At 59.2% G+C, this 20848-nt stretch carries 19 protein-coding genes; 8 read left to right on the top strand and 11 right to left on the bottom strand.

Features of this window, described 5'->3' with window-relative positions; genetic code table 11:
• Position 1 precedes the first annotated feature (1 nt).
• The 5 genes from ACHEXK_RS09690 to folC are packed head-to-tail and all read right to left on the bottom strand — an operon-like array spanning position 2 to position 5360.
• Positions 2-1213 carry an O-succinylhomoserine sulfhydrylase gene (locus tag ACHEXK_RS09690; RefSeq protein WP_416545641.1) on the bottom strand — a complete coding sequence of 404 codons (1212 nt, stop codon included), beginning with the start codon at positions 1211-1213 and terminating at the stop codon, positions 2-4.
• Between the two features lie 9 nt (positions 1214-1222).
• Positions 1223-2737 carry an amidophosphoribosyltransferase gene (purF, locus tag ACHEXK_RS09695; RefSeq protein WP_416545643.1) on the bottom strand — a complete coding sequence of 505 codons (1515 nt, stop codon included), beginning with the start codon at positions 2735-2737 and terminating at the stop codon, positions 1223-1225.
• A 39-nt stretch (positions 2738-2776) separates the two neighbouring features.
• Positions 2777-3271, bottom strand: a complete 495-nt coding sequence (locus tag ACHEXK_RS09700; protein ID WP_416545645.1) for a CvpA family protein — start codon at positions 3269-3271, stop codon at positions 2777-2779.
• Position 3272: 1 nt separating this feature from the next.
• Positions 3273-4061: an SPOR domain-containing protein gene (locus ACHEXK_RS09705; protein ID WP_416545647.1), complete on the bottom strand. Its 789-nt coding sequence runs from the start codon at positions 4059-4061 to the stop codon at positions 3273-3275.
• A 9-nt stretch (positions 4062-4070) separates the two neighbouring features.
• Positions 4071-5360, bottom strand: a complete 1290-nt coding sequence (gene folC, locus ACHEXK_RS09710; RefSeq protein WP_416545649.1) for a bifunctional tetrahydrofolate synthase/dihydrofolate synthase — start codon at positions 5358-5360, stop codon at positions 4071-4073.
• 48 nt (positions 5361-5408) lie between these two features.
• Between folC and ACHEXK_RS09715 the strand changes: the two genes are divergently transcribed.
• The 4 genes from ACHEXK_RS09715 (at position 5409) to argG (ending at position 8314) form a co-directional block, all read left to right on the top strand.
• A complete protein-coding gene (locus ACHEXK_RS09715) occupies positions 5409-5753 on the top strand; it encodes an arsenate reductase (RefSeq protein ID WP_416545651.1) in 345 nt (114 codons plus the stop codon).
• Positions 5754-5844: 91 nt separating this feature from the next.
• Positions 5845-6522, top strand: coding sequence for a glycine zipper 2TM domain-containing protein (locus ACHEXK_RS09720; RefSeq protein ID WP_416545653.1), 678 nt, complete (start codon positions 5845-5847; stop codon positions 6520-6522).
• A 126-nt stretch (positions 6523-6648) separates the two neighbouring features.
• Positions 6649-6966, top strand: a complete 318-nt coding sequence (locus ACHEXK_RS09725) for a pyrimidine/purine nucleoside phosphorylase (protein ID WP_416545655.1) — start codon at positions 6649-6651, stop codon at positions 6964-6966.
• Between the two features lie 7 nt (positions 6967-6973).
• Positions 6974-8314, top strand: a complete 1341-nt coding sequence (argG, locus tag ACHEXK_RS09730; RefSeq protein WP_108364558.1) for an argininosuccinate synthase — start codon at positions 6974-6976, stop codon at positions 8312-8314.
• Positions 8315-8641: 327 nt separating this feature from the next.
• On the opposite strand, the gene murB is transcribed toward argG, so the two are convergent.
• On the bottom strand, positions 8642-9694 hold the full coding sequence (gene murB / locus ACHEXK_RS09735; RefSeq protein WP_416545658.1) for a UDP-N-acetylmuramate dehydrogenase: 1053 nt from the start codon (positions 9692-9694) through the stop codon (positions 8642-8644).
• 39 nt (positions 9695-9733) lie between these two features.
• On the opposite strand from murB, the gene ACHEXK_RS09740 reads away from it, so the two are divergent.
• Positions 9734-10219: a YajQ family cyclic di-GMP-binding protein gene (locus tag ACHEXK_RS09740; protein ID WP_416545660.1), complete on the top strand. Its 486-nt coding sequence runs from the start codon at positions 9734-9736 to the stop codon at positions 10217-10219.
• Positions 10220-10241: 22 nt separating this feature from the next.
• Here ACHEXK_RS09740 and ACHEXK_RS09745 read toward each other — a convergent pair whose 3' ends face one another.
• Genes ACHEXK_RS09745 through ACHEXK_RS09760 form a run of 4 tightly spaced genes read right to left on the bottom strand, consistent with a single transcriptional unit; the run spans position 10242 to position 14805 of the window.
• Positions 10242-10988, bottom strand: a complete 747-nt coding sequence (locus ACHEXK_RS09745) for a 2OG-Fe dioxygenase family protein (RefSeq protein WP_416545662.1) — start codon at positions 10986-10988, stop codon at positions 10242-10244.
• A gap of 14 nt (positions 10989-11002) precedes the next feature.
• Entirely contained in the window at positions 11003-12022 is a 1020-nt protein-coding gene (locus ACHEXK_RS09750) for a methionine synthase (protein ID WP_416545663.1), read from the bottom strand.
• Between the two features lie 29 nt (positions 12023-12051).
• Positions 12052-13065: an LLM class flavin-dependent oxidoreductase gene (locus tag ACHEXK_RS09755; protein ID WP_416545664.1), complete on the bottom strand. Its 1014-nt coding sequence runs from the start codon at positions 13063-13065 to the stop codon at positions 12052-12054.
• Between the two features lie 24 nt (positions 13066-13089).
• Positions 13090-14805: a long-chain fatty acid--CoA ligase gene (locus tag ACHEXK_RS09760; protein ID WP_416545665.1), complete on the bottom strand. Its 1716-nt coding sequence runs from the start codon at positions 14803-14805 to the stop codon at positions 13090-13092.
• A gap of 230 nt (positions 14806-15035) precedes the next feature.
• Here ACHEXK_RS09760 and ACHEXK_RS09765 point away from each other — a divergent pair, with 230 nt between their 5' ends.
• From ACHEXK_RS09765 to rfaH, 3 genes are all read left to right on the top strand, one after another.
• A complete protein-coding gene (locus ACHEXK_RS09765) occupies positions 15036-15680 on the top strand; it encodes a response regulator (protein ID WP_416545666.1) in 645 nt (214 codons plus the stop codon).
• Between the two features lie 193 nt (positions 15681-15873).
• Positions 15874-18066, top strand: a complete 2193-nt coding sequence (locus tag ACHEXK_RS09770; protein WP_416545667.1) for an OsmC domain/YcaO domain-containing protein — start codon at positions 15874-15876, stop codon at positions 18064-18066.
• Positions 18067-18162: 96 nt separating this feature from the next.
• Positions 18163-18660 carry a transcription/translation regulatory transformer protein RfaH gene (gene rfaH / locus ACHEXK_RS09775; protein WP_416545668.1) on the top strand — a complete coding sequence of 166 codons (498 nt, stop codon included), beginning with the start codon at positions 18163-18165 and terminating at the stop codon, positions 18658-18660.
• Positions 18661-18755: 95 nt separating this feature from the next.
• Here the strand turns inward: rfaH and ACHEXK_RS09780 are convergent, their stop codons facing one another.
• Positions 18756-20795 (bottom strand): polysaccharide biosynthesis protein, encoded by a 2040-nt coding sequence (locus ACHEXK_RS09780; protein ID WP_416545670.1) that lies wholly within the window; start codon positions 20793-20795, stop codon positions 18756-18758.
• Positions 20796-20848 lie beyond the last annotated feature (53 nt).

Raw genomic sequence — 20848 nt, forward strand, 5'->3', positions numbered from 1 at the left:
ATCAGAGGGTGTCGAGTCCGCGGGACAGGTCTTTTTGAACGTCTTGAGGGTATTCCAGGCCAACCGCCACGCGGATCAGGCCTTGGCCAATGCCTGCGGCTTGTCGTTGCGTTTCCGTCAATCGGCCGTGTGACGTGCTGGCGGGGTGCGCCACCATGGTTTTGGTGTCACCCAAGTTGGTGGCCAAAGACAGCATTTGCATCTGGTCCATCACATGGAATGCGCGTTGGCGCGATTGCTCTGGGCCATCGGCTTTCACGTCAAAGGACAAAACCGCACCGCCCAGGCCAGACATCTGGCGCATGGCCAGGTCGTGCTGCGGGTGACTGAGCAAGCCGGGGTAGTGCACACGCGCCACGGCGGGGTGCTTGGCCAACCATTCGGCCAATATTTGTGCCCGAGCCGTTTGGGCACGCATGCGCAAATCCAGGGTTTCCAGGCCCTTGAGCACGACCCAGGCGTTAAATGGTGCAAGCGTCATGCCACCGCTTTTGAGCACAGGTAAAAATTTCTCGGTGATCATTTGCTGTGAAGCACACAGCGCTCCAGCCATCACGCGCCCTTGGCCATCGAGGTACTTGGTACCCGAATGCATGATGATGTCTGCCCCCATGGTCACAGGGCGCTGCAAGGCAGGCGTTGCGAAGCAGTTGTCAACAGCCAACAAGGCACCGGCATTGTGGGCGATGTCCGCCAAGGCCTGGATGTCACACACCTCCGTCAGAGGGTTGGTCGGCGTTTCAGCAAACAGCAAACGCGTGTTGGGCCGAACCGCGGCTTGCCACTCGCTCAAATCGGTCTGCGAGACAAAACTCGATTCAACACCAAACTTGGCGAGATCTGAACCAATGAGCTTGATGGTGGAGCCGAACATGGAGCGCGAGCACACCACATGGTCGCCTGCTTTGAGCAGGCCCATGCACATCATCAAGATCGCGGACATGCCGGACGCTGTGCCCATTGCCGCCTCCGTGCCCTCCAGGGCGGCCAAGCGCATTTCCATGCTGCTGACGGTGGGATTGCCGTAGCGGCCGTAGGTGAAGCCCTCTTCATCACCCGCGAAACGACGGGCTGCGGATTCGGCCGTGGGCTGCACGTAACCGCTGGTCAGGTAAAGCGCTTCAGAGTTTTCGCCGTATTGGCTTCGTTCGACGGCCGCACGCACGGCCAAGGTGTCGATGTGCAGATCGTCAAATCGGGTTGGTTCAGTCATGTTGGTGGCTCACACACGGGCGTTGGGCAAAGCCAAACGCGAATGGTCATCATCGCCCTCTTCTGTTTGAGGACGGGTTTGGTTCAAACGGTGAATGTCGTCGGCCGAGATATCACCGGTCACGTACACACCATCAAAACAAGAGGCATCAAAGTCCGACAGCGCACCGGCCGCGTTCACACGCGCTTGAGCGACCGCGCTTTTCATGGCATCCACGTCTTGGTAAATCAAGGCGTCACAGCCAATGATCTCGCGGATTTCTTCGATGCTGCGGCCATGGGCCACCAGCTCCTCTTTGGTGGGCATGTCAATGCCATACACGTTGGGAAAGCGCACCGGTGGCGCAGCGCTCGCCATATAGACCTTGCGGGCCCCAGCGTCCCGCGCCATTTGCACGATTTCACGGCTGGTGGTGCCGCGCACGATGGAGTCGTCCACCAACAGCACATTGCGCCCCTTGAACTCGCTCACGATGGTGTTGAGTTTTTGGCGCACCGACTTCTTACGCACCGCCTGACCCGGCATGATGAAGGTGCGGCCGACATAGCGGTTTTTCACAAAACCCTCGCGGTAGGGAATGCCCAGCAAATGCGCCAGTTGGGTCGCGCTGGGGCGGCTGGACTCAGGGATCGGGATGACCACATCAATGTCGTTGGGCGGCACTGTGGAGATCACTCGCTTGGCGAGGGTTTCACCCAAGTTCAAGCGGGCTTGGTAGACCGAGATGCCATCCATGGTGGAGTCAGGTCGAGCCAAGTACACGTACTCAAAAATGCAAGGGCTCAACTGCGACTTTTCAGCACATGGCTGAGTGTGCATCTGGCCTTGCAAATCCACAAAAACGGCCTCCCCTGGGGCCACATCGCGCTCGAACTGGTGGGCCGTACCATCCAATGCCACCGACTCGCTGGCCAGCATGATGGTGCCGTCTTCACTGCGCCCCATGCACAGAGGGCGAATACCGTGCGGGTCGCGGAAAGCCACCAAACCATGACCTGCAATCAAGGCGATCACCGCATAAGAGCCTTTGACACGGCGGTTCACACCACGCACGGCCTCGAACACGTCCAGGGGCTTGAGCGGCAAACCCCTTGTGGTTTTTTCCAACTCGTGGGCCAGCACGTTCAGCAGCACCTCGGAGTCGCTGTCGGTATTGATGTGGCGATGGTCTTTGGAAAACAACTCGGCCTTCAAGGCCTGTGCATTGGTCAGGTTACCGTTGTGCACCAACACCAAACCAAAGGGGGCATTGACGTAAAAAGGTTGCGCCTCTTCTTCACTGAAAGCGTTGCCTGCAGTGGGATAACGCACCTGGCCCAGTCCGCAATTGCCTGGCAAGCTGCGCATGTTGCGGGTGCGGAACACATCGCGCACCATGCCCTTGGCCTTGTGCATGAAAAATTTGCGGTCCAGCTGGGTGACGATGCCCGCGGCGTCCTGCCCCCGGTGTTGCAAGAGCAACAAGGCGTCATAGATCAACTGGTTGACCGGGGCGCTGCTGACCACGCCGACAATTCCACACATAGTTTTATCCGTTCAATGAGCCAAATGGCCTTGACTGATTCAAGGCAGATATTCCACGAAATTTTGGGGCAGCAAGGGCTTCAAGCCCGTGAGCACCACTTGCAGCCAAACCGGTCCTTGGGCGCTAGCCCACCAGGCGTCACGCGCCACCCCAGTCAACTGCAGCACCACGGTCAGGGCCAGCAACAACACCACGCCACGCGCCAAGCCGAACAGACCACCCAAAGTGCGATCCACCGGACGCAAACCCACGGTTTCGACCAATTTCTTGATCAACCAAGACACAAAGCCCGCAACAAAAACGGTGAGCACAAAAACCACTGCAAAGGCGACCGCATATTGAATCGATTCAGGCGCACCACGCATGAAGGGTAACCATGCCACCGCATCGACCGCCCACCACTGGGCCACCATGAAAGCGGCCACCCAGCCAGCCAAGGACAGAACTTCGTACACCAAGCCGCGCCAAAGCCCTACCACCATGGATGCCAGCAAGACACCCAGCAAAACCCAATCGGTGAGGCTGACCGCCATCTCAGATCTTCAAGAAAGACACAGGCAAGTCGAGCTTGCGAATGCGCGCAGCCGCTTTGTCAGCTTCCTCTTTGGTCTCATAGGGGCCCACGCGGATGCGGGTGGTGGTCTTACCGTCTTTCTCGACCGACTGGGTGTAGGTCTTCACACCCGCTTGCGCCAACTTGTTGCGCACATCACGCACTTTCGCAGCATCACTGAAAGCGCCGACCTGAATGACCACCCGACCAGCGCTGGGCTTGGCCGCTTTGCCCTCCAGCAGAGCTTGTGCCTTGTTGCCATCGTCTTTGGGCTTGGCCACTGGGGCCGGTTTTTCGGCCTTGACCGGGGCTGAGGCTTTGCTTTCCTGTTTGGGCGGCTGTGGTTTTTCCGAAGGTTTTTCAGGGGGCTGAGTTTCTGACGACACTTCCGGCTTGGCCGTGACCACCGCAGGCGCCACTGGGGACACGACCTCTTCCCGCGGACCCAAACTGGCTTGAGCGGGCACGGCTTGGGATGCGGACAACAAAGGCTGAGCAGGCGCTTGTGCCTCAGGTACCGGCGCGGCACTGCCCAAGGGTGGCGTGTTTTGCCGGTCAGGGATCACGATGGGGGTGTCCACCGATACAGGGCGGGGTTGGGTGTCAAACAGCAGCGGGAACCCCACCACAGCCCCCATCACCAACACCACAGATCCCATCAAACGGTGGCGCGCACGGCGACGGACGACTTCCATGTTTTCATTGGGGCTGGCGTTCACAGCCTCAGCAGGGGCAGCTTGACCAGAGATTCGAAACTTAAAAAAGGCCATAGCGGGTGCTCACGGGGTGAGGTGTTTGGCTTGCAGACGCGGGGTGCCGTCTTTCAAAACACCGCCCACGGTATAGAAAGAGCCAAAGATGACAATTCTATCAGCCGGGTCTGCCGCATCGATGGCCGCTTGCAGGGCCGACATGGGGTCCACGTGGGTGCTGGATGTGGTGTCCGTTCGCGTGTTGTGTGCCCGCCAAACCTGCTGCAAATCGGCTGCTTTGGCGGCCCGGGGCAGGGGCAAGTCGGTGAAATACCACTTGTCCACCATCGGGTTGACCTTTTGCAGCATCGGCAACAGGTCCTTATCGGCCATGACCCCCAGCACCGCATGGGTGGTGGGGTAAAAGCCCATGGCGTCCAAGTTGGCGGCCAAGGCCGCCACCGAATGGGGGTTGTGCGCCACATCCAGCACCAACACAGGCTGGCCCGGCACGATTTGGAAGCGTCCGGGCAGCTCCACCATGGCCAAACCGTTGCGCACGGCCTGGGCCGTGACGGGGATGCGCTGGCGCAAAGCGTCCAGCGCCGCCAACACACCGGACGCGTTGATCAGCTGATTGGCCCCACGCAAAGCGGGGTAGGCCATGCCACTGTAACGGCGCTCCCGCCCCGCCCAGGCCCACTGCTGCTTGTCTCCGGAGAAGTTGTAATCCCGGCCAAAAAGCCAAACATCAGCCCCCAAGGCTGCAGCATGGTCCAGCACACTTTGGGGCGGCATCGGGTCGCTCACGATCACCGGACGCGCCGCCCTCATGATGCCGGCCTTCTCCAAGCCAATGCGCTCACGGTCTTTGCCCAAAATCGCCGTGTGGTCGATGTCGATGCTGGTGATCACGGCGCAATCGGCGTCGATGATGTTCACCGCATCCAGCCGCCCTCCCAAACCGACTTCCAAAATGGCCACATCCAAATTGGCTTGAGACATCAGGGACAAAATGGCCAAGGTACTGAACTCGAAGTAAGTCAGACTGACATCCCCCCTGACCGCCTCCACGGCGGCAAAAGCCTCAGCCAAGACCTCGGAAGAGGCAGACTCGCCGTGCAAGCGACAACGTTCTTCAAAGTGCACCAAATGCGGCGATGTGTAGAGCCCGGTGCGGTAGCCCGCTTGCAGCAGGACCGCCTCCAGCATGGCGCAGGTTGAGCCCTTGCCGTTGGTGCCTGCCACCGTGATCACGGGGCAGGCAAATTGGAGCGCCATGCGCTCGGCCACTGTTTTCACCCGTTCGAGCCCCATGTCAATGGCCACGGGGTGTAACTGCTCGCACCAGTCGAGCCATTGCTGTAGAGTCTTCATGGCGGCGATTGTCGCCCAGTCCTGTCCTTTTCACTCCCAATTTGAGCTATGCACCTGATTGTTTACGGCATCCCCAATTGCGACAGCGTCAAAAAAGCCCGTGCTTGGCTGAGCGAGCAAGGCCTGGAGGCCAGCTTTCACGATTTCAAAAAACAAGGTGTGCCAGAAGCAGCACTGGACACTTGGTTGGCCGACGTGGGCTGGCAAACCTTGCTCAACCGCAAAGGCACCACTTGGCGCAAGCTCGACCCAGCGGTGCAAACGGGTGTCACCGACAGCGCCAGCGCCAAGGCCGTGATGCAAGCGCATGCCAGCACCATCAAACGGCCAGTCATCGCCTGGCCATCCGGAAAAATCAGCGTTGGTTACACGCCTGACCGATGGCCTCTTTGACCCCACCGTCACAAATCTTTACTTTTTCGCGTGTGTCTGCCCCACTGACCCGAATTAAACTCGGTTCCATAACTCCAAATTTGAAAAAATCATGAAAACATGGGTCACCACCAGTGCGCTGCTTTTATCGGCATGGGGCGCACAAGCGCAAGAAGTTGGGCAAGTGATTTCACGCACAGCGGTCTACCAACAAGTGGCAGTGCCCCGACAAACCTGCACCCAAAGCCCGGCTGTGGCCCCGGCCCAAAATTCCGGGGGCGGCGCCATCATCGGCGCGATCACGGGCGGGCTCATCGGCAGCCAATTGGGCGGGCGTGACAGCAAAGGCATCACGGCCATGGCCGGCGTCATCGGCGGCGCCATTTTGGGCGACAAGGCCGAAACCCAAAGCAACACCACCCAGCCCACCACCACCTGTACCACCCAAAACGTCTATGAAAATCGTTTGGTTGGCTACAACGTGGTTTATGAATATGCGGGCAAGCAATACAACGTGCAATTGCCCCAAGACCCGGGACCGACCATTCCCGTTCAAGTCACCCCCTTGAGCGCCCCCCGCTCCGAGGCGCCTGTTCAGACGCATGACTCTTCGGCCCCCTCTGTCGCAGAAGCAGCCACCGTGATCACCGAATCGCGCGTGGTTTACGTGCCCACCCCGGTCTACCGCAGCTACCCGCCCAGTTACACCCACATCAGCTTGGGCTGGAGCGCCGGGCACCGCCCCCTCCAAACTTACAACCCCGGTTTCCGCCATGGCGGGTGGCGCTGAAAGGCCAAGGCCCACCCTCCTGTGCGGCCGACTGGCCTAAAATGCGGGCTTGAAATGCCTTCAAGGGTGTCTTCAGACACCCTTTTTGTTTGATGCGGAAACAACCGCCACTGAAAACCCTTAGCCATGACCACCCAAACCATCGACGGCGTCTCCGTCAACACCCAAGCCAACGTTTACTTTGACGGCAAATGCGTCAGCCACGGTCTGACCCTGGCCGACGGCACCAAGCTGTCGGTCGGCGTGATCCTGCCCGCGACCTTGACTTTCAACACCGGTGCCCCGGAAATCATGGAATGTGTGGGTGGTTCTTGTGAGTACAAGCTCGACGGCACCAGCGAATGGCTCAAATCCAGCGCCGGCGAAGAGTTCAGCATCCCCGGCAACTCCAAATTCGAAATCCGTGTGACCGAGCCCTACCACTACATCTGCCACTTCGGTTGAACCCGTCATGAGCACCATCCTGCAAAACCTGCCCAAAGGGCAAAAAGTCGGTATCGCCTTCTCTGGCGGCTTGGACACTTCCGCTGCCCTGCTGTGGATGAAGCAAAAGGGCGCCCTGCCCTACGCCTACACCGCCAACTTGGGCCAGCCTGACGAATCCGACTACAACGAGATTCCCCGCAAAGCGATGGAATACGGCGCCGAAAAAGCCCGCCTGGTCGACTGCCGCACCCAATTGGCCCACGAAGGCATTGCGGCCATCCAGTGTGGCGCCTTCCACATCTCCACCGGGGGCATCACCTACTTCAACACCACCCCACTGGGCCGCGCCGTGACCGGCACCATGCTGGTGGCCGCCATGAAGGAAGACGACGTCAACATCTGGGGCGACGGCTCTACCTTCAAGGGCAACGACATCGAGCGCTTTTACCGCTACGGTTTGCTGACCAACCCCAGCCTCAAGATCTACAAGCCTTGGCTGGACCAGCTGTTCATCGACGAGTTGGGTGGGCGCGCCGAAATGAGCGCCTTCATGACCGCCAACGGTTTTGGCTACAAGATGAGCGCCGAAAAGGCCTACTCCACCGACAGCAACATGCTGGGCGCGACCCACGAAGCCAAAGACCTGGAAAGCCTGCAAAGCGGCATGAAGATCGTCAACCCCATCATGGGCGTGGCGTTCTGGAAGCCGGAAGTCGAGGTCAAGGCCGAAGAAGTGAGCGTGCGCTTTGAAGAAGGCATGCCCGTGGCCCTGAACGGCGTGGAATACGCCGACCCGGTCGAGCTGTTCCTCAAGGCCAACGAAATCGGCGGTCGTCATGGTCTGGGCATGAGCGACCAGATCGAAAACCGCATCATCGAAGCCAAAAGCCGCGGCATCTACGAAGCCCCCGGCATGGCGCTGCTGCACATCGCCTACGAGCGTTTGGTCACCGGCATCCACAACGAAGACACCATCGAGCAGTACCGCATCAATGGCCTGCGCCTTGGCCGCTTGTTGTACCAAGGCCGCTGGTTCGACCCCCAGTCCATCATGCTGCGTGAAACCGCCCAGCGCTGGGTGGCCCGCGCCGTGACCGGCACCGTGACACTGGAGCTGCGCCGCGGCAACGACTACAGCATCCTGAACACCGAGTCGGCCAACCTGACTTACGCCCCAGAGCGTTTGTCGATGGAAAAAGTGGAAGACGCGCCGTTCAGCCCGCTCGACCGCATCGGCCAACTGACCATGCGCAACTTGGACATCGTCGACACCCGCGCCAAGCTGGGCATCTACGCGCACGCTGGTTTGTTGTCGGTGGGCGAAGGTCCGCACATCTACAAGTTGGATGGCAGCGGCAAGAAGTGATTTCTGCCTTGCTCCAATGAAAAACGGCCTTCGGGCCGTTTTTTGTTTTGTGCTTGCGTTTCAGGTATTTTCCGCCTTGGTGCGGGCGCCTGCCGACTCGCTTCATAACTCGCTTCGCTCGCCAAATCGGCGAGTCGGCAGGCGCCCTCACCAAGGCTGCGTGATGTCACAAACAGGGAAAGTCTTTGAACCACCAGCAACGAAGCCCCGGGTATTGGCCTGTGCGGATCGGCCGATTTGGCGAGCGAAGCGAGTTATGAGGCCGACCGCTCAGGCCAATACCCGGAGCGGAACACAGGCGCTACAAACCAGAGCGAACTGTAAGCCTCAAATCACAACCGGCTCAGGCTCCAGCCGAATGCCGAACCGCTCGTACACACTGGTCTGAATCGCCTTGGCCAGCGTCATCACCTCACCGCCCGTGCAAGGGTTCTCGCGCCCACCCCGGTTGACCAGCACCAAGGCTTGCTTTTCATAGACACCTGCGTGGCCCACGGTCTTCCCTTTCCAGCCGCAAGCGTCGATCAGCCAGCCTGCGGCCAGCTTGATGGTGCCGTCGGGCATGGGGTAGTGCACCACTTTCGGATCACGGGCGATGATGTCGGCGCACTGCTCGGACGTGACGGTGGGGTTCTTGAAGAAGCTGCCCGCATTGCCGATCACCTGGGGATCGGGCAGTTTGGCGCGGCGAATGGCCACCACCCAGTCAAAAATCTGCCGAGCATCGGGGCTGCAGATCCCCGTCTCGGCCATTTTGCGCTCCAGGTCCAAATAGCCCAGCTCGGGCTTCCAGCGCTTGGGCAGCGCAAAGCGCACCCGCAAGATCACGGCACGTCCCGCCAGGCCCAAACCGTCTGGACCGCCCGAGGCGTGTTTGAAGACCGAGTCCCGGTAGCTGAACCCACACTGCGCCGCATTCAGACTGAACAACTCGCCCGACAACAGGTCCATGGCGTCCAGCGAATCGAAGCGGTCTTGCAACTCCACACCGTACGCGCCGATGTTTTGCACGGGAGAAGCCCCAACGGTGCCTGGGATCAGGGCCATGTTTTCCAGCCCCGGGTAACCATGGTCCAGCGTCCAGCCCACCAGCGCGTGCCAGTCGACCCCTGCACCTGCCTCAATCAGCCAGTGTTTGTCGGTCTCACCCGCCAAACGCATGCCCGGCACTTCGACCTTGAGCACCAACGCCTTGACGTCGCCCGTCAAAACCATGTTGCTGCCCCCACCCAGCACCTGCCGAGGCAGGCTGGCGAGCTGGGGATCGGCCAGCACCGCCAAAAGGTCTGCCTCTGAGCGCACCCGTACCAAAGCATGGGCTTTGGCGGCTATACCGAACGTGTTGTACGGTTGCAGGGGAACATTTTTCTCCAGGTTCATGGGAGAATTGTCGCACTCTCAACCTAGGATTTTCTCGCCATGCCCTCCTTTGATACCGTTTGCGAACCCAATATGGTCGAAGTGCGCAACGCCGTCGATACGTCAGCCAAAGAAATTGGCACCCGCTTTGACTTCAAGGGCACGTCTGCTGCCATTGAACTCAAAGACAAAGACATCACGATGTTCGGCGATGCCGAGTTTCAACTCACTCAGGTCGAAGACATCCTGCGCAACAAGCTGACCAAACGCAACGTGGACGTGCGTTTTTTGGATATTGGCAAAGTCGAGAAAATCGGCGGCGACAAGGTCAAACAGGTGATCAAGGTCAAAAATGGCATCGAAACCGAAGACGCCAAGAAAATCACCAAACTCATCAAAGAAAGCAAGCTCAAGGTGCAAGCGTCGATCCAAGGTGATGCGGTGCGCGTCACCGGCGCCAAGCGCGACGATCTGCAAGCCGCCATGGCCCTGCTGCGCAAGGACATGACCGATTTGCCCCTGTCCTTCGACAACTTCCGCGACTGATCAGAGTTGAACCCGTGCAGGCTCAAGGTGCCGGCTCGTCGAGGAAGCCCCCCGAGCGCAAAGTGACCACCAAGGTGTCGCGCCAACCGCCTTCAAGCTCAGGTTGGATGGGGGTCGTTTCGTGAATGACTCGGCTGTCGTCCAGCAACAACAATGACCACGGTTCTGTCAAAGTGAATCGCTGGCCACGCGGGCTGTTCATGTCAAACACCCGGGTCTCGCCGCCTTTGATGCCGTGGCGGCCCACCAAAAACACCGCCACCCAGTTCACGCCATCGCGGTGTGCACCCTCAGGGGTGGGGCGGCCAATGCCGTCGGTGGTGTCGATGCGAAACTGGTGCGCCTCGGTGAACCAGGTTTGAGCGCCTTGTGCAGCGCAGGCCACCCGGGCCAACCAGCGCAGCAATTGTGACCAAGCCGCTTGCTGCACCACCTCGGGGGCCATCGGTTCAAACCAACGCTGCATACCGCCATGCAAGGCGTTGTAAGACAGCGGCTGCCAATGGGCACGGTGCGGCATGCCTCGCACTTGATCCGCCGTAACTTCAAAGCTGGCATGACGGCGGCGGCGGTATCGCCCTCCGTCTTTCAGGTACTGGTCAGGCGGCAAATCGTTCCAACTGGGCTCCAGTGCCTTCAAGTCCAACAAAGAAATACCCGCCAAAGCACCCACACTGGCCGAGCCCAGCACAGCAAAACCCTGGTCCGCCAGGGTGGCGTTGAGCAAGTCAGGGGATGTCAGCGGGGGGGGCAACATGTGTTGGGGCATGAGCGATCTCAGTTTCAGGCGTAACGCTGGCTGGCCAATTTCGCGCCTTCGGCCAGGGCTTTGAGCTTGGCTTCGGCCACAGCGCGGCTCATGGGGGCCAGGCCGCAGTTGGTGCAGGCAATCAAGCGGTTTTTGGGCACAAACTGCAAGGCGCGGCCAATGGTGTCCGCGATCTCTTCGGCGGTTTCAATGGCCGGGTTGGCCACATCGATCACGCCCACCATCACGTCTTTGCCTTCGAGCAGCTGCATCATCTCCATGGGCACATGCGAGTGCATGCACTCCAAACTGACCTGCTGAATGCTGCTCTTGGCCAGGGCCGGGAACACCTTTTCATACTGACGCCACTCTTGACCCAGCGTCTCTTTCCATTTGTTGTTGGCTTCGATGCCGTAGCCGTAGCAAATGTGGACGGCGGTGGTGCAGGTCAGGCCCCGCGCGGCCACCTCCAGCGCCTTCACCCCCCAGTCGGCGGCCTCGTCCATGTAGACGTTGAAAGCAGGTTCGTCGAATTGGATGATGTCCACGCCATCGGCTTGCAGCGCCAGTGCTTCTTGGTTGAGCAACTCGGCAAAGGCCATGGCCATCTTGACCTTGTCGCCGTAAAAGCGGTCGGCCACGGTGTCCACGATGGTCATCGGGCCAGGCAAGGTGAATTTGAGTTTTTTCTTCGTGTGAGCGCGGGCCAGCTGGGCCTCAAAGGCGTGCACGCGGCCCTTCAGACGCAGTGGTGCAATGACTTGGGGCACCTGCGCGTCGTAGCGGTTGTTGCGGATGCCCATGGTGACTTTGTTCACAAAGTCGATGCCCTCGACCTGCTCCACAAAACCGTGCACAAAATGCTGGCGCGCTTGTTCACCGTCACCGATCACGTCCAAACCGGCGTCTTCTTGGGCCTTGATCCACAGCAGCGTCGCATCGGCCTTGGCTTGTTGCAGCTCAGGGCCCTGAGTGGTCCACTGGGGCCAGAGTTTCTCGGTCTCGGCCAGCCAGGCGGGTTTGGGCAAGCTGCCAGCAATCGCGGTGGTGAACATCAGAATTTCCTTGGGTGAAAAAAACAAAATCAGGAGTGTGCCGCAAGTCCAAATTCTTGGGCCAGCAATTCATAAGATCGGCATTGTGCAGCAGGGTCATGCGTCCACGTGATGACAACGAGTTCCTCCACCTCCAAGCGCGCCGCCAGTTGGCGGAGTTTGCGGCCAACGGTGGCAGCCGAGCCGATCAGGGCAGAATCGCGCAGGCGCTCAAGCGCCAATTGCTCAGCGGGGCTGTAGTCGCGCAGGGCCTCTTCAGGCGGCAAGAGAGCTCCGATGCGGCCCAAATTCCGGTCCATTTTCCAGCGGGCACGGCTCTCAAACAGGCGCAGCGCTTCTTCGTCGGTGTCGGCGGCCAGCGCCCAAACGCACAAAGCGGCCGATGGTTGGGGCAACGCAGCACTTGGACGGAAACTCTCGCGGTAAATTTGCAAGGCCTCGTCAGCGCCCTGCCCGTCGGTGATGAAGTAAGCGAACGCATAAGGCAAACCCAAATGTGCGGCCAATTGCGCGCCATAGTCTGAGCTGCCCAGCATCCAGACTTGAGGCGAAGTCTGCGACTGCGGGTAGGCAAACACGTTGTGCCCTGGATGACCGGGCGGCAAGTTGTGGCCAATGACCCAAGCTTGCAGTTCCATGACCTGCTGCGGAAAACGCTCAGCAGCGCTGCGGTCAGGGTTGAGCAGTTGCGCCGTGCGCCCATCGCTGCCCGGGGCGCGGCCTACGCCCAAGTCAATCCGGCCGGGGGCCAGCGCATCCAGCACCCGAAACTGCTCGGCCACTTTGAGCGCAGCGTAGTGCGGCAACATGACACCCGCACTGCCGATGCGGATGCGTTGGGTGCGGGCCGCAATCGCGGCCATCAACACCTCAGGGGCGCTGCCCACGATGCTGGGGTGACTGTGGTGCTCGCTCACCCAAAAACGGTGGTAACCCCACGCCTCAGCCTTTTGCGCCAGCTCCAAAGTTTGACGGATGGTGGCGTCTTGGCCGCGCCCGGTGGCCGCGGCAGATTGGTCGAGGATGGAAAGTTTCGGGTTCATTCAAAGATCACTGGGCTGACAACTTCAGGCCTTGGTGGACGCATCCAAAGCAGCCATTTCAGCTTCTTGCAGGGCCCGCCACATGACTTTGCCGCTGCCGCTCTTGGGCAGCGCATCCACAAAACTCACAGCGCGGGGCATTTTGTAAACCGCCATGTTCTCACGGCACCAGTCGATGATGTCTTGCTCGCTCACAAGCCCTTGCTGGCCCTGGCGCAAGACCACCACCGCTTTGACCGATTCTCCTCGGTAGACGTCGCGCGTCGCGATGATGCAAGCTTCTTGGATGGCGGGGTGGCGAAACATGAGCGCTTCCACCTCGGCCGGCCAGACCTTGAAGCCGCTGGCATTGATCATGCGTTTGAGTCGGTCGGTCATGAAGAAGTAACCCGCCTCGTCAACACGCCCCATATCCCCCGAGCGAAAAAACCGCAAACCATCGCGCTCAAAGAAGGCATCTGCCGTGGCCTCTGGCCGTTTCCAATAGCCCTTGAAAACCTGCGGGCCGCTGATCACGATTTCGCCCGATTCGCCTGGCGGCAGCTCGGCCAAAGTCTCCGGGTCCACGATGCGCGATTCCACGCTCATGAAGGGGATACCCAAACACTGCTTCTTGGGCGCATCGGGTGGGTTGGTGTGCGACGGGGCTGCCGTCTCCGTCAAGCCATAACCTTCCACGTAACGCAGCCCAAACTGCTCCAACAAACGCTGGGCCACAGCCTCGGGCATGGCAGCACCACCACCGCCGATGTAAACCAGGCTGCTCAAGTCATAACGGCCCATGTTCGGGCTGCCCAACAAATCAATCACCATGGTGGGGATGTTGGTCCAGTGGGTGACTTTCCATTTGGAGATCAAATGCCCCGCCACATCACGATCCCACCGCGGCATGATCACCAAACTGGCACCCAACAAAATGCTGGTGTGCATCACACTCACCATGCCGGTGATGTGGAACATGGGCACCACGCACAGCGTGACGTTCTCGGGCGTTCCATTGCCCCACAAGCCGCTGGCCATGGCGTTGTGCATGAGGGTGCCGTGGGTGTGCATGCAACCTTTGGGCAAGCCCGTGGTACCACTGGTGTAGGGCAACACAGCCAGGTCATCGGGTTGGGCTCGCGGTGGCGGCAAGTCTGCGGCAGGCGCTGCCATCAAAGCGGACCAAGTGTGCACTTGAGCGGATGACAGAGCCGGCAACTCGCGCACGGGGAGCAGCCAAGATCGCCATGCCTCAGGCAGGTCTTCCGACCCCACAGTCTGACCATCGAATACATCGGTGAATTGCGTCACCACCAGATGCTTCAGACGCTGCTCAGGCGGCAAAGCGTCGCTGGCCTGCGCCAGATCCGCAGCCAAATCGGCGGTGGTCACCGCCACCCGCGTATCGGGATCGGTGATGTAGTGCTTGAGTTCTTCAGCACGGTTCATCGGGTTGACGGGCACCACCACCGCATCGATGCGCAAAATCGCAAAGTGCGTGATCACCAGTTGCGGGCAGTTTTGCATGTCGAGCACCACCCGGTCCCCGGCCTGCACGCCCAAAACTTTCAGCTGCCCTGCCAATTGCTCGGCATGGGCCATCAACTCGCGGTAAGTCCAGACCCTGCCCATGAACACCAAGGCGGCTTTTTCAGGATAGCGCAGGGCACTGATGGCCAAATTCATCCAGAGTGAGGTGGCCGGCGGAGTGATCTTGGCAGGCAAGCGGACGGGCCAAACAGCGGCATGGGCGGGCATCGACAGTCTCCAAGTGTGGTTTGAATCCATGTTAATGCCGCACTGGCTTGGCTTCGCAGCCAACTTTGTCACAGCGGAGACCATTCCAGTGCGCCAAGACCTCATCACGCAGGCCCAAACGGCGACCTCCCCCCCTGAACGCCTCCAGTTGGACACTGGCACATGGTGCCACCCTCTTTTTAATAAACAAAAAGATTGTTTTTTATGCTTTTATTACTAAAATAAGCACCATGCAAACCATCCTCACACCCGACACCCCGGAAGACTACTGCGGCACCACTTATGCAGCCAAGCTGTTGGGTCTGTCCGTCGGTACCATTCAAACCTTGGTCGAAAAAAATGAGCTGCAAGCTTGGAAAACGCAAGGCGGTCATCGCAGGATTTCGATGCCCTCCATCCGCGAATACCAGCGCAAGCACAACATGTTGACCCTGCACAACGATCCGCGTGACACCCGTTTGCGCGTTTTGCTGGTGGAAGACGATGCCGTCACGCGCGAAATGCTGCGGGGTTACTGCAACCGCTCCACCATGCCGGTCGATTGCACCGCCATGTCATCGGGTCTGGAGGCCTTGATCGACCTGTCCAGCATCAAGCCGGATGTGCTGATCACCGACTTGAACATGCCCGGCGTTGACGGTTTCGAGTTGCTGCGCACCGTGCGCCAGAACCCGCAATTCAAGCGCATGACAACGCTGGTGTTGTCTGCATTGACGTCTGAGGAAATTGAAAGCCGTGGCGGCTTGCCCGAAGGCTGCATCTTCATGGCCAAGCCCATCAACATGGATTGGTTCAATGGGTTTTTCACCGCTTTTCTGGCGGGCCGTTTTGCCGAAACCAGCAGCGCCCGCCCCAGCGACAGTCCCAGCACTTGACGGACCCGCCCACAGGCACAACGGGGCAGAAGGGGCAGAAGGGGCAGAAGGGGCAGATGGGGCAGATGGGGCCCCACCGGGAAGTCATTCTCGGTGGGGCCTCTTTTTTCCAGTGGGACTTTATATACTGAAGGCTTGCATGATGGCGTACCCGCTCGCTCGCATTGTTTTGAGTCCCTATTGAAAATCGCCCATGGAAATCAAAGTCAACTTTCTGGACAAACTGCGTCTAGAGGCCAAATTCGATGACTTCACCGTCGTCGCCGACCAACCCATCCGCTACAAAGGCGATGGCTCAGCACCTGGGCCTTTCGACTATTTTTTGGCCTCGTCCGCTTTGTGCGCGGCCTATTTTGTGAAGCTGTATTGCGATACCCGCAAGATTTCCACAGAGCACATTCGCCTCTCACAAAACAACATCGTTGATCCTGACAACCGGTACCAACAAATTTTCAAAATTCAGGTGGAATTGCCTGCGGACATTTCAGAGGTAGACCGCAGAGGCATTTTGAATTCGATTGAGCGCTGCACCGTCAAAAAAGTGGTGCAGGCGGGCCCCGAGTTTGTGATCGAGGTCGTTGAGAGCCTGGATGCCGATGCGCAATCGTTGCTCCAGCGCCAACCTCACACGGACAGCAGCACCTTCATCCCAGGCAAAGACCTGCCCTTGGAGCAAACCATCGCCAACATGTCCGGCATCCTGGCCGACCTGGGCATCAAGATTGAAATTGCCTCTTGGCGCAACATCATTCCCCATGTGTGGTCCCTGCACATTCGGGATGCACACTCGCCCATGTGCTTCACCAATGGCAAGGGTGCCACCAAAGAAAGCGCCTTGGCCTCTGCACTGGGGGAATACATCGAACGCATCAACAACAACCATTTCTACGCGGGCGCCTATTGGGGCGAAGACATCGCCAACGCAGCATTTGTGCATTACCCCAACGAGCGCTGGTTCAAGCCAGGCAAAAAAGATGCACTGCCCACTGGCATTTTGGATGCCTACTGCCTGCCCATTTACAACCCCGATGGCGATTTGCGCAGCTCGCACCTGATTGACACCAACTCCGGCCATGTCGCACGTGGCATATGTTCACTGCCCTTTGTGCGCCACTCCGACGGCGAAGTGGTGTACTTCCCCTCCAACCTCATTGAGAACTTGTTCGTCAGCAATGGCATGAGTGCGGGCAACACCTTGGCGGAAGCGCAAGTGCAATGCCTGTCCGAGATTTTTGAACGCGCGGTCAAGCGCGAAATCTTGGAGGGAGAAATGTGCCTGCCCGATGTGCCGCAAAACGTGTTGGCCCAATACCCCAGCATCTTGGCGGGCATCCAAGGCCTGGAGGCACAGGGCTTTCCGGTGTTGGTCAAAGACGCGTCCTTGGGCGGCCGATACCCCGTGATGTGCGTCACCTTGATGAACCCACGCACAGGCGGTGTCTTTGCATCGTTTGGCGCACACCCCCGCCTGGAAGTGGCACTGGAGCGCAGCCTCACCGAACTGCTGCAAGGCCGCAGCTTTGAAGGCCTCAACGACTTGCCGCCCCCCACTTTCGAGAGCCATGCGGTCACCGAGCCCAACAACTTTGTGGAGCACTTCATTGACTCCAGCGGCATCGTGTCATGGCGGTTCTTCAGCGCCAAAGCAGACCACGACTTTGTGGCATGGGATTTTTCTGCCCAAGGCGACAACGCCAACGCGCAAGAAGCCGCTACCTTGTTGGGCATTCTTCAAGACATGGGCAAAGAGGTCTACACCGCGGTACACGACCAGTTGGGCGCCATCGCCTGCCGGATTTTGGTGCCGGGCTATTCCGAGGTTTACCCGGTTGAAGATTTGATTTGGGACAACACCAACAAAGCCCTGCTGTTTCGCGAAGACATCCTCCATCTGCACCGCCTCAACGACGCCAGCTTGGCCGCATTGCTTGAGCGCTTGGACAACAACGAGCTCGATGAGTATTTGGACATTGGCACCTTGATCGGCATCGAGTTTGACGAAAACACAGTTTGGGGGCAGCTCACTGTGTTGGAGCTCAAACTTCTGATCCACCTGGCTTTGAAACAATTTGAAGCAGCACACGACTTGGTCGGTGCATTCTTGCAATACAACGACAACACCGTCGAGCGCAAATTGTTTTACCAGGCCATGAACGTGGTGCTCGAAGTCGAGATCGATCCCGCTCTCGTGCTAGAGGACTATGAGCAAAATTTGCGCCGCATGTTTGGCCATGACCAAATGAATGCCGTCATCGGCTCTGTGCAAGGCAGCGTGCGGTTTTTTGGACTCACACCCACCAGCATGAGACTTGAAGGCCTGGACAGACACCACCGCTTGCTCGACAGCTACAAAAAACTGCATACTGGGCGTGCGCGAATGGCCTGAAAGCCTCACCCCTACGCACACCAGCAGCAGAGCTGCTGTTAAAAATAAATACCTAAATATACAATCGTTCATCTTTTAAACATAAAAGCAATCACGATGAACAACTGGTATCTGATCCACACCAAGATCCGACAAGAACGCGTTGCGCTGGACAACCTCGAGCGTCAAGGCTTTGCCTGCTTTTTGCCGCTGATCCGGGCGGAAAAGCTGCGTCGAGGCGACCTGCATGTGGTGCAAGAGCCGCTCTTTCCCCGTTACTTGTTCATCCGTTTGGGCATGGGGCTCGAATCCCAGAGCTGGGCACCCATCCGCTCCACCCTGGGCGTGAGCCGCTTGGTCACCTTTGGCCAGACGCCGGCCAAGGTTGATGACGAGTTGATTGCCCAGCTGCAAACCCAAACAGATTCGACCGAGGTGCAACTTCGCCACTTTGAGCCCGGTGAGCAGGTCGTGGTGACCAAGGGGCCGTTTGTGGGCGTGGAGGCCATCTACCACATGGCCGATGGCGAAGGACGGGTGATGGTGCTGCTCAACATCCTGAGCAAACAAGTCAACCTGTCGGTGCCGCCGACCAGCATCCGCAAGATCAACTGATCGCCATCGACCGGCAGATTGCGCTGCGGATCGCTGGGTTGAATCCCTCGCCCATGTGGGTTTTTCAAGGCCGCCATGGTGTCGGTATGCACCATTTATTCATGGGCCAGTGCTTCGCGCTCCAGGGCCATGTGTACCCAATCCACCACCTCGCCGCTGGGCTGGTATCCGCTGACCAGGTCTTTGAGCAACGCGCGAATCACGGGCACATCGTTCACGCCTGTGGCCATGCTCAGGATATTGAGCTTGCTCTCCAGCTGCGGCCATGACAGGTGTTGCTCATGCGCCTTCATGATGAGGGGGTGCTGGGTGGGCTTGGGGTTGTCGCCGATCAGCAGCTCTTCAAAGAGCTTTTCTCCAGGCCGCAGGCCGGTGACCGTCAGCTCGATGTCGCCGTCGGGGTGCAGCGCATCGCGCACCGTCAGGCCCGACAACTCCACCATGCGGCGCGCCAGATCCATGATCTTCACGGGTTGACCCATGTCCAGCACAAACACATCCCCCCCCTGCCCCATGGCGCCGGCCTGAATGACCAGCTGCGCCGCCTCCGGGATGGTCATGAAGTAACGCGTCATGTCGGCATGTGTCAAGGTGATAGGGCCGCCATTTTTGATCTGCTCACGAAACAGCGGCACCACAGAGCCACTGGAGCCGAGCACATTGCCAAAGCGCACCATCGAGAAAATCGTCCGGCTCATTGACCCTGGGCCCCCTTGCGCGACCAGCGCCGCATTCACCTCGGCCTGGGCCTGCAACACCATCTCTGCCAAGCGCTTGGTCGCGCCCATGATGTTGGTGGGGCGCACAGCCTTGTCCGTGCTGATCAGCACAAAGTTGCGCACGCCGTTGCGCGCCGCCGCTTCGGCGCACACCCGGGTACCCCACACGTTGTTGCGCACACCCTCGACCGGGTTGTGCTCGACCAAGGGCACATGCTTGTAGGCTGCTGCGTGGTACACCGTGTGCGGCTTCCAGGTGTCCATGATCTCTTGCATGCGCACTTCGTCGCACACCGAAGCCAGCAAGGGCACAATTTCGATGCTTGTCCCCTCAACAGCCACGGGCGCCACAGGGACAGCGCCCTCCACCAGCTCGGTGACGTTCAATCGCACACCCGCCAAAGAGGCCTGCAGTTCCTGATGAATCTGGTAGAGCGCAAACTCACTCATCTCCACCAGGAGCAATTGCTTGGGGTGGGTCATGAGGATCTGGCGGCACAGTTCACTGCCGATGCTGCCCCCCGCACCGGTCACCAGCACGGTTTTTTGGTGGGTATTGAGGTTGAGCAGCAAGCCATTGGGCTTGACCGGCTCGCGGCCCAGCAGATCATCGATGTCGAGCGCGCGCACATCGCTCAGGTTCACTTTGCCGGTCGCGATATCGCTCAGGCCTGGCAGGGTGCGCACCACCAGCTTGTGGGGCTTGAGGGCATTCAAAATTTCATTACGACGTTGACGCGACACGCTGGGCAAGGCCAGCAACACGTCGGTGATGGGCGAGTCGCTCAACAACTCATCCAAGTCAGCCGGGTTGAGAATGGGCAAGCCATTGAGCACGTGGCCATGCAGCCGATCGTCGTCGTCGAGGAAACCCGCCACTTGAATCTCAGGGCTGTTGGCCATCGCCGAGGCCAGTTGACGACCCGCGCTGCCAGCGCCATAGATCAGTGCCTGTGGCAAAGACGCCTTGCGCAACTGCTGGTGGTACAGCCCACCCAACCACACTCTCGCTGCTGCACGTGAAGCGCCGATCAAAAGCAGCAACAAGATCGGCTGAATCAAACCCACCGTGCGCGGCACACCCTCCACACCCCAAAAGGTAAAAATGGCCGCGAAAGCCAAGCCATACAACAGCATGGCGCGCCCCACCGCCACCATGGCCGGCAAACCGCTGTAGCGGAAGATGGCGCGGTACAGCCCCGATTTGATGAAAACAGGCAGGGCCAAAACCACAGAGGCCGCTGCAGGCCAGAAGGCCGGCCCCGCCATGGACGAAAAACTACCGAGGCGCAGGTAAAAAGCCAGCCACACGGACAAAATACAAAGGCTCGCATCCAACACCAGCACGACACCGCGCTTGACTGCACGCGGCAAAGCCAAGACCGGTGAGGCCAAACGGCTCAAAGTGGGGATCATGGTTTCAGCCTTGGGGGGAGATCTCGCACAAATTCAAAGTCCTGAGTCTTAGG

Origin of the sequence: Limnohabitans sp. DCL3 (assembly GCF_048019295.1) — a bacterium.
In the GTDB taxonomy this organism is placed as follows: domain Bacteria; phylum Pseudomonadota; class Gammaproteobacteria; order Burkholderiales; family Burkholderiaceae_C; genus Limnohabitans_A.

Bases quoted from the DNA above. Each gene is read 5' to 3' on its own strand.
- ACHEXK_RS09690 (WP_416545641.1), bottom strand. From the start codon at position 1,213: ATGACTGAACCAACCCGATTTGACGATCTGCACATCGACACCTTGGCC.
- purF (WP_416545643.1), bottom strand. From the start codon at position 2,737: ATGTGTGGAATTGTCGGCGTGGTCAGCAGCGCCCCGGTCAACCAGTTG.
- ACHEXK_RS09700 (WP_416545645.1), bottom strand. From the start codon at position 3,271: ATGGCGGTCAGCCTCACCGATTGGGTTTTGCTGGGTGTCTTGCTGGCA.
- ACHEXK_RS09705 (WP_416545647.1), bottom strand. From the start codon at position 4,061: ATGGCCTTTTTTAAGTTTCGAATCTCTGGTCAAGCTGCCCCTGCTGAG.
- folC (WP_416545649.1), bottom strand. From the start codon at position 5,360: ATGAAGACTCTACAGCAATGGCTCGACTGGTGCGAGCAGTTACACCCC.
- ACHEXK_RS09715 (WP_416545651.1), top strand. From the start codon at position 5,409: ATGCACCTGATTGTTTACGGCATCCCCAATTGCGACAGCGTCAAAAAA.
- ACHEXK_RS09720 (WP_416545653.1), top strand. From the start codon at position 5,845: ATGAAAACATGGGTCACCACCAGTGCGCTGCTTTTATCGGCATGGGGC.
- ACHEXK_RS09725 (WP_416545655.1), top strand. From the start codon at position 6,649: ATGACCACCCAAACCATCGACGGCGTCTCCGTCAACACCCAAGCCAAC.
- argG (WP_108364558.1), top strand. From the start codon at position 6,974: ATGAGCACCATCCTGCAAAACCTGCCCAAAGGGCAAAAAGTCGGTATC.
- murB (WP_416545658.1), bottom strand. From the start codon at position 9,694: ATGAACCTGGAGAAAAATGTTCCCCTGCAACCGTACAACACGTTCGGT.
- ACHEXK_RS09740 (WP_416545660.1), top strand. From the start codon at position 9,734: ATGCCCTCCTTTGATACCGTTTGCGAACCCAATATGGTCGAAGTGCGC.
- ACHEXK_RS09745 (WP_416545662.1), bottom strand. From the start codon at position 10,988: ATGCCCCAACACATGTTGCCCCCCCCGCTGACATCCCCTGACTTGCTC.
- ACHEXK_RS09750 (WP_416545663.1), bottom strand. From the start codon at position 12,022: ATGTTCACCACCGCGATTGCTGGCAGCTTGCCCAAACCCGCCTGGCTG.
- ACHEXK_RS09755 (WP_416545664.1), bottom strand. From the start codon at position 13,065: ATGAACCCGAAACTTTCCATCCTCGACCAATCTGCCGCGGCCACCGGG.
- ACHEXK_RS09760 (WP_416545665.1), bottom strand. From the start codon at position 14,805: ATGCCCGCCCATGCCGCTGTTTGGCCCGTCCGCTTGCCTGCCAAGATC.
- ACHEXK_RS09765 (WP_416545666.1), top strand. From the start codon at position 15,036: ATGCAAACCATCCTCACACCCGACACCCCGGAAGACTACTGCGGCACC.
- ACHEXK_RS09770 (WP_416545667.1), top strand. From the start codon at position 15,874: ATGGAAATCAAAGTCAACTTTCTGGACAAACTGCGTCTAGAGGCCAAA.
- rfaH (WP_416545668.1), top strand. From the start codon at position 18,163: ATGAACAACTGGTATCTGATCCACACCAAGATCCGACAAGAACGCGTT.
- ACHEXK_RS09780 (WP_416545670.1), bottom strand. From the start codon at position 20,795: ATGATCCCCACTTTGAGCCGTTTGGCCTCACCGGTCTTGGCTTTGCCG.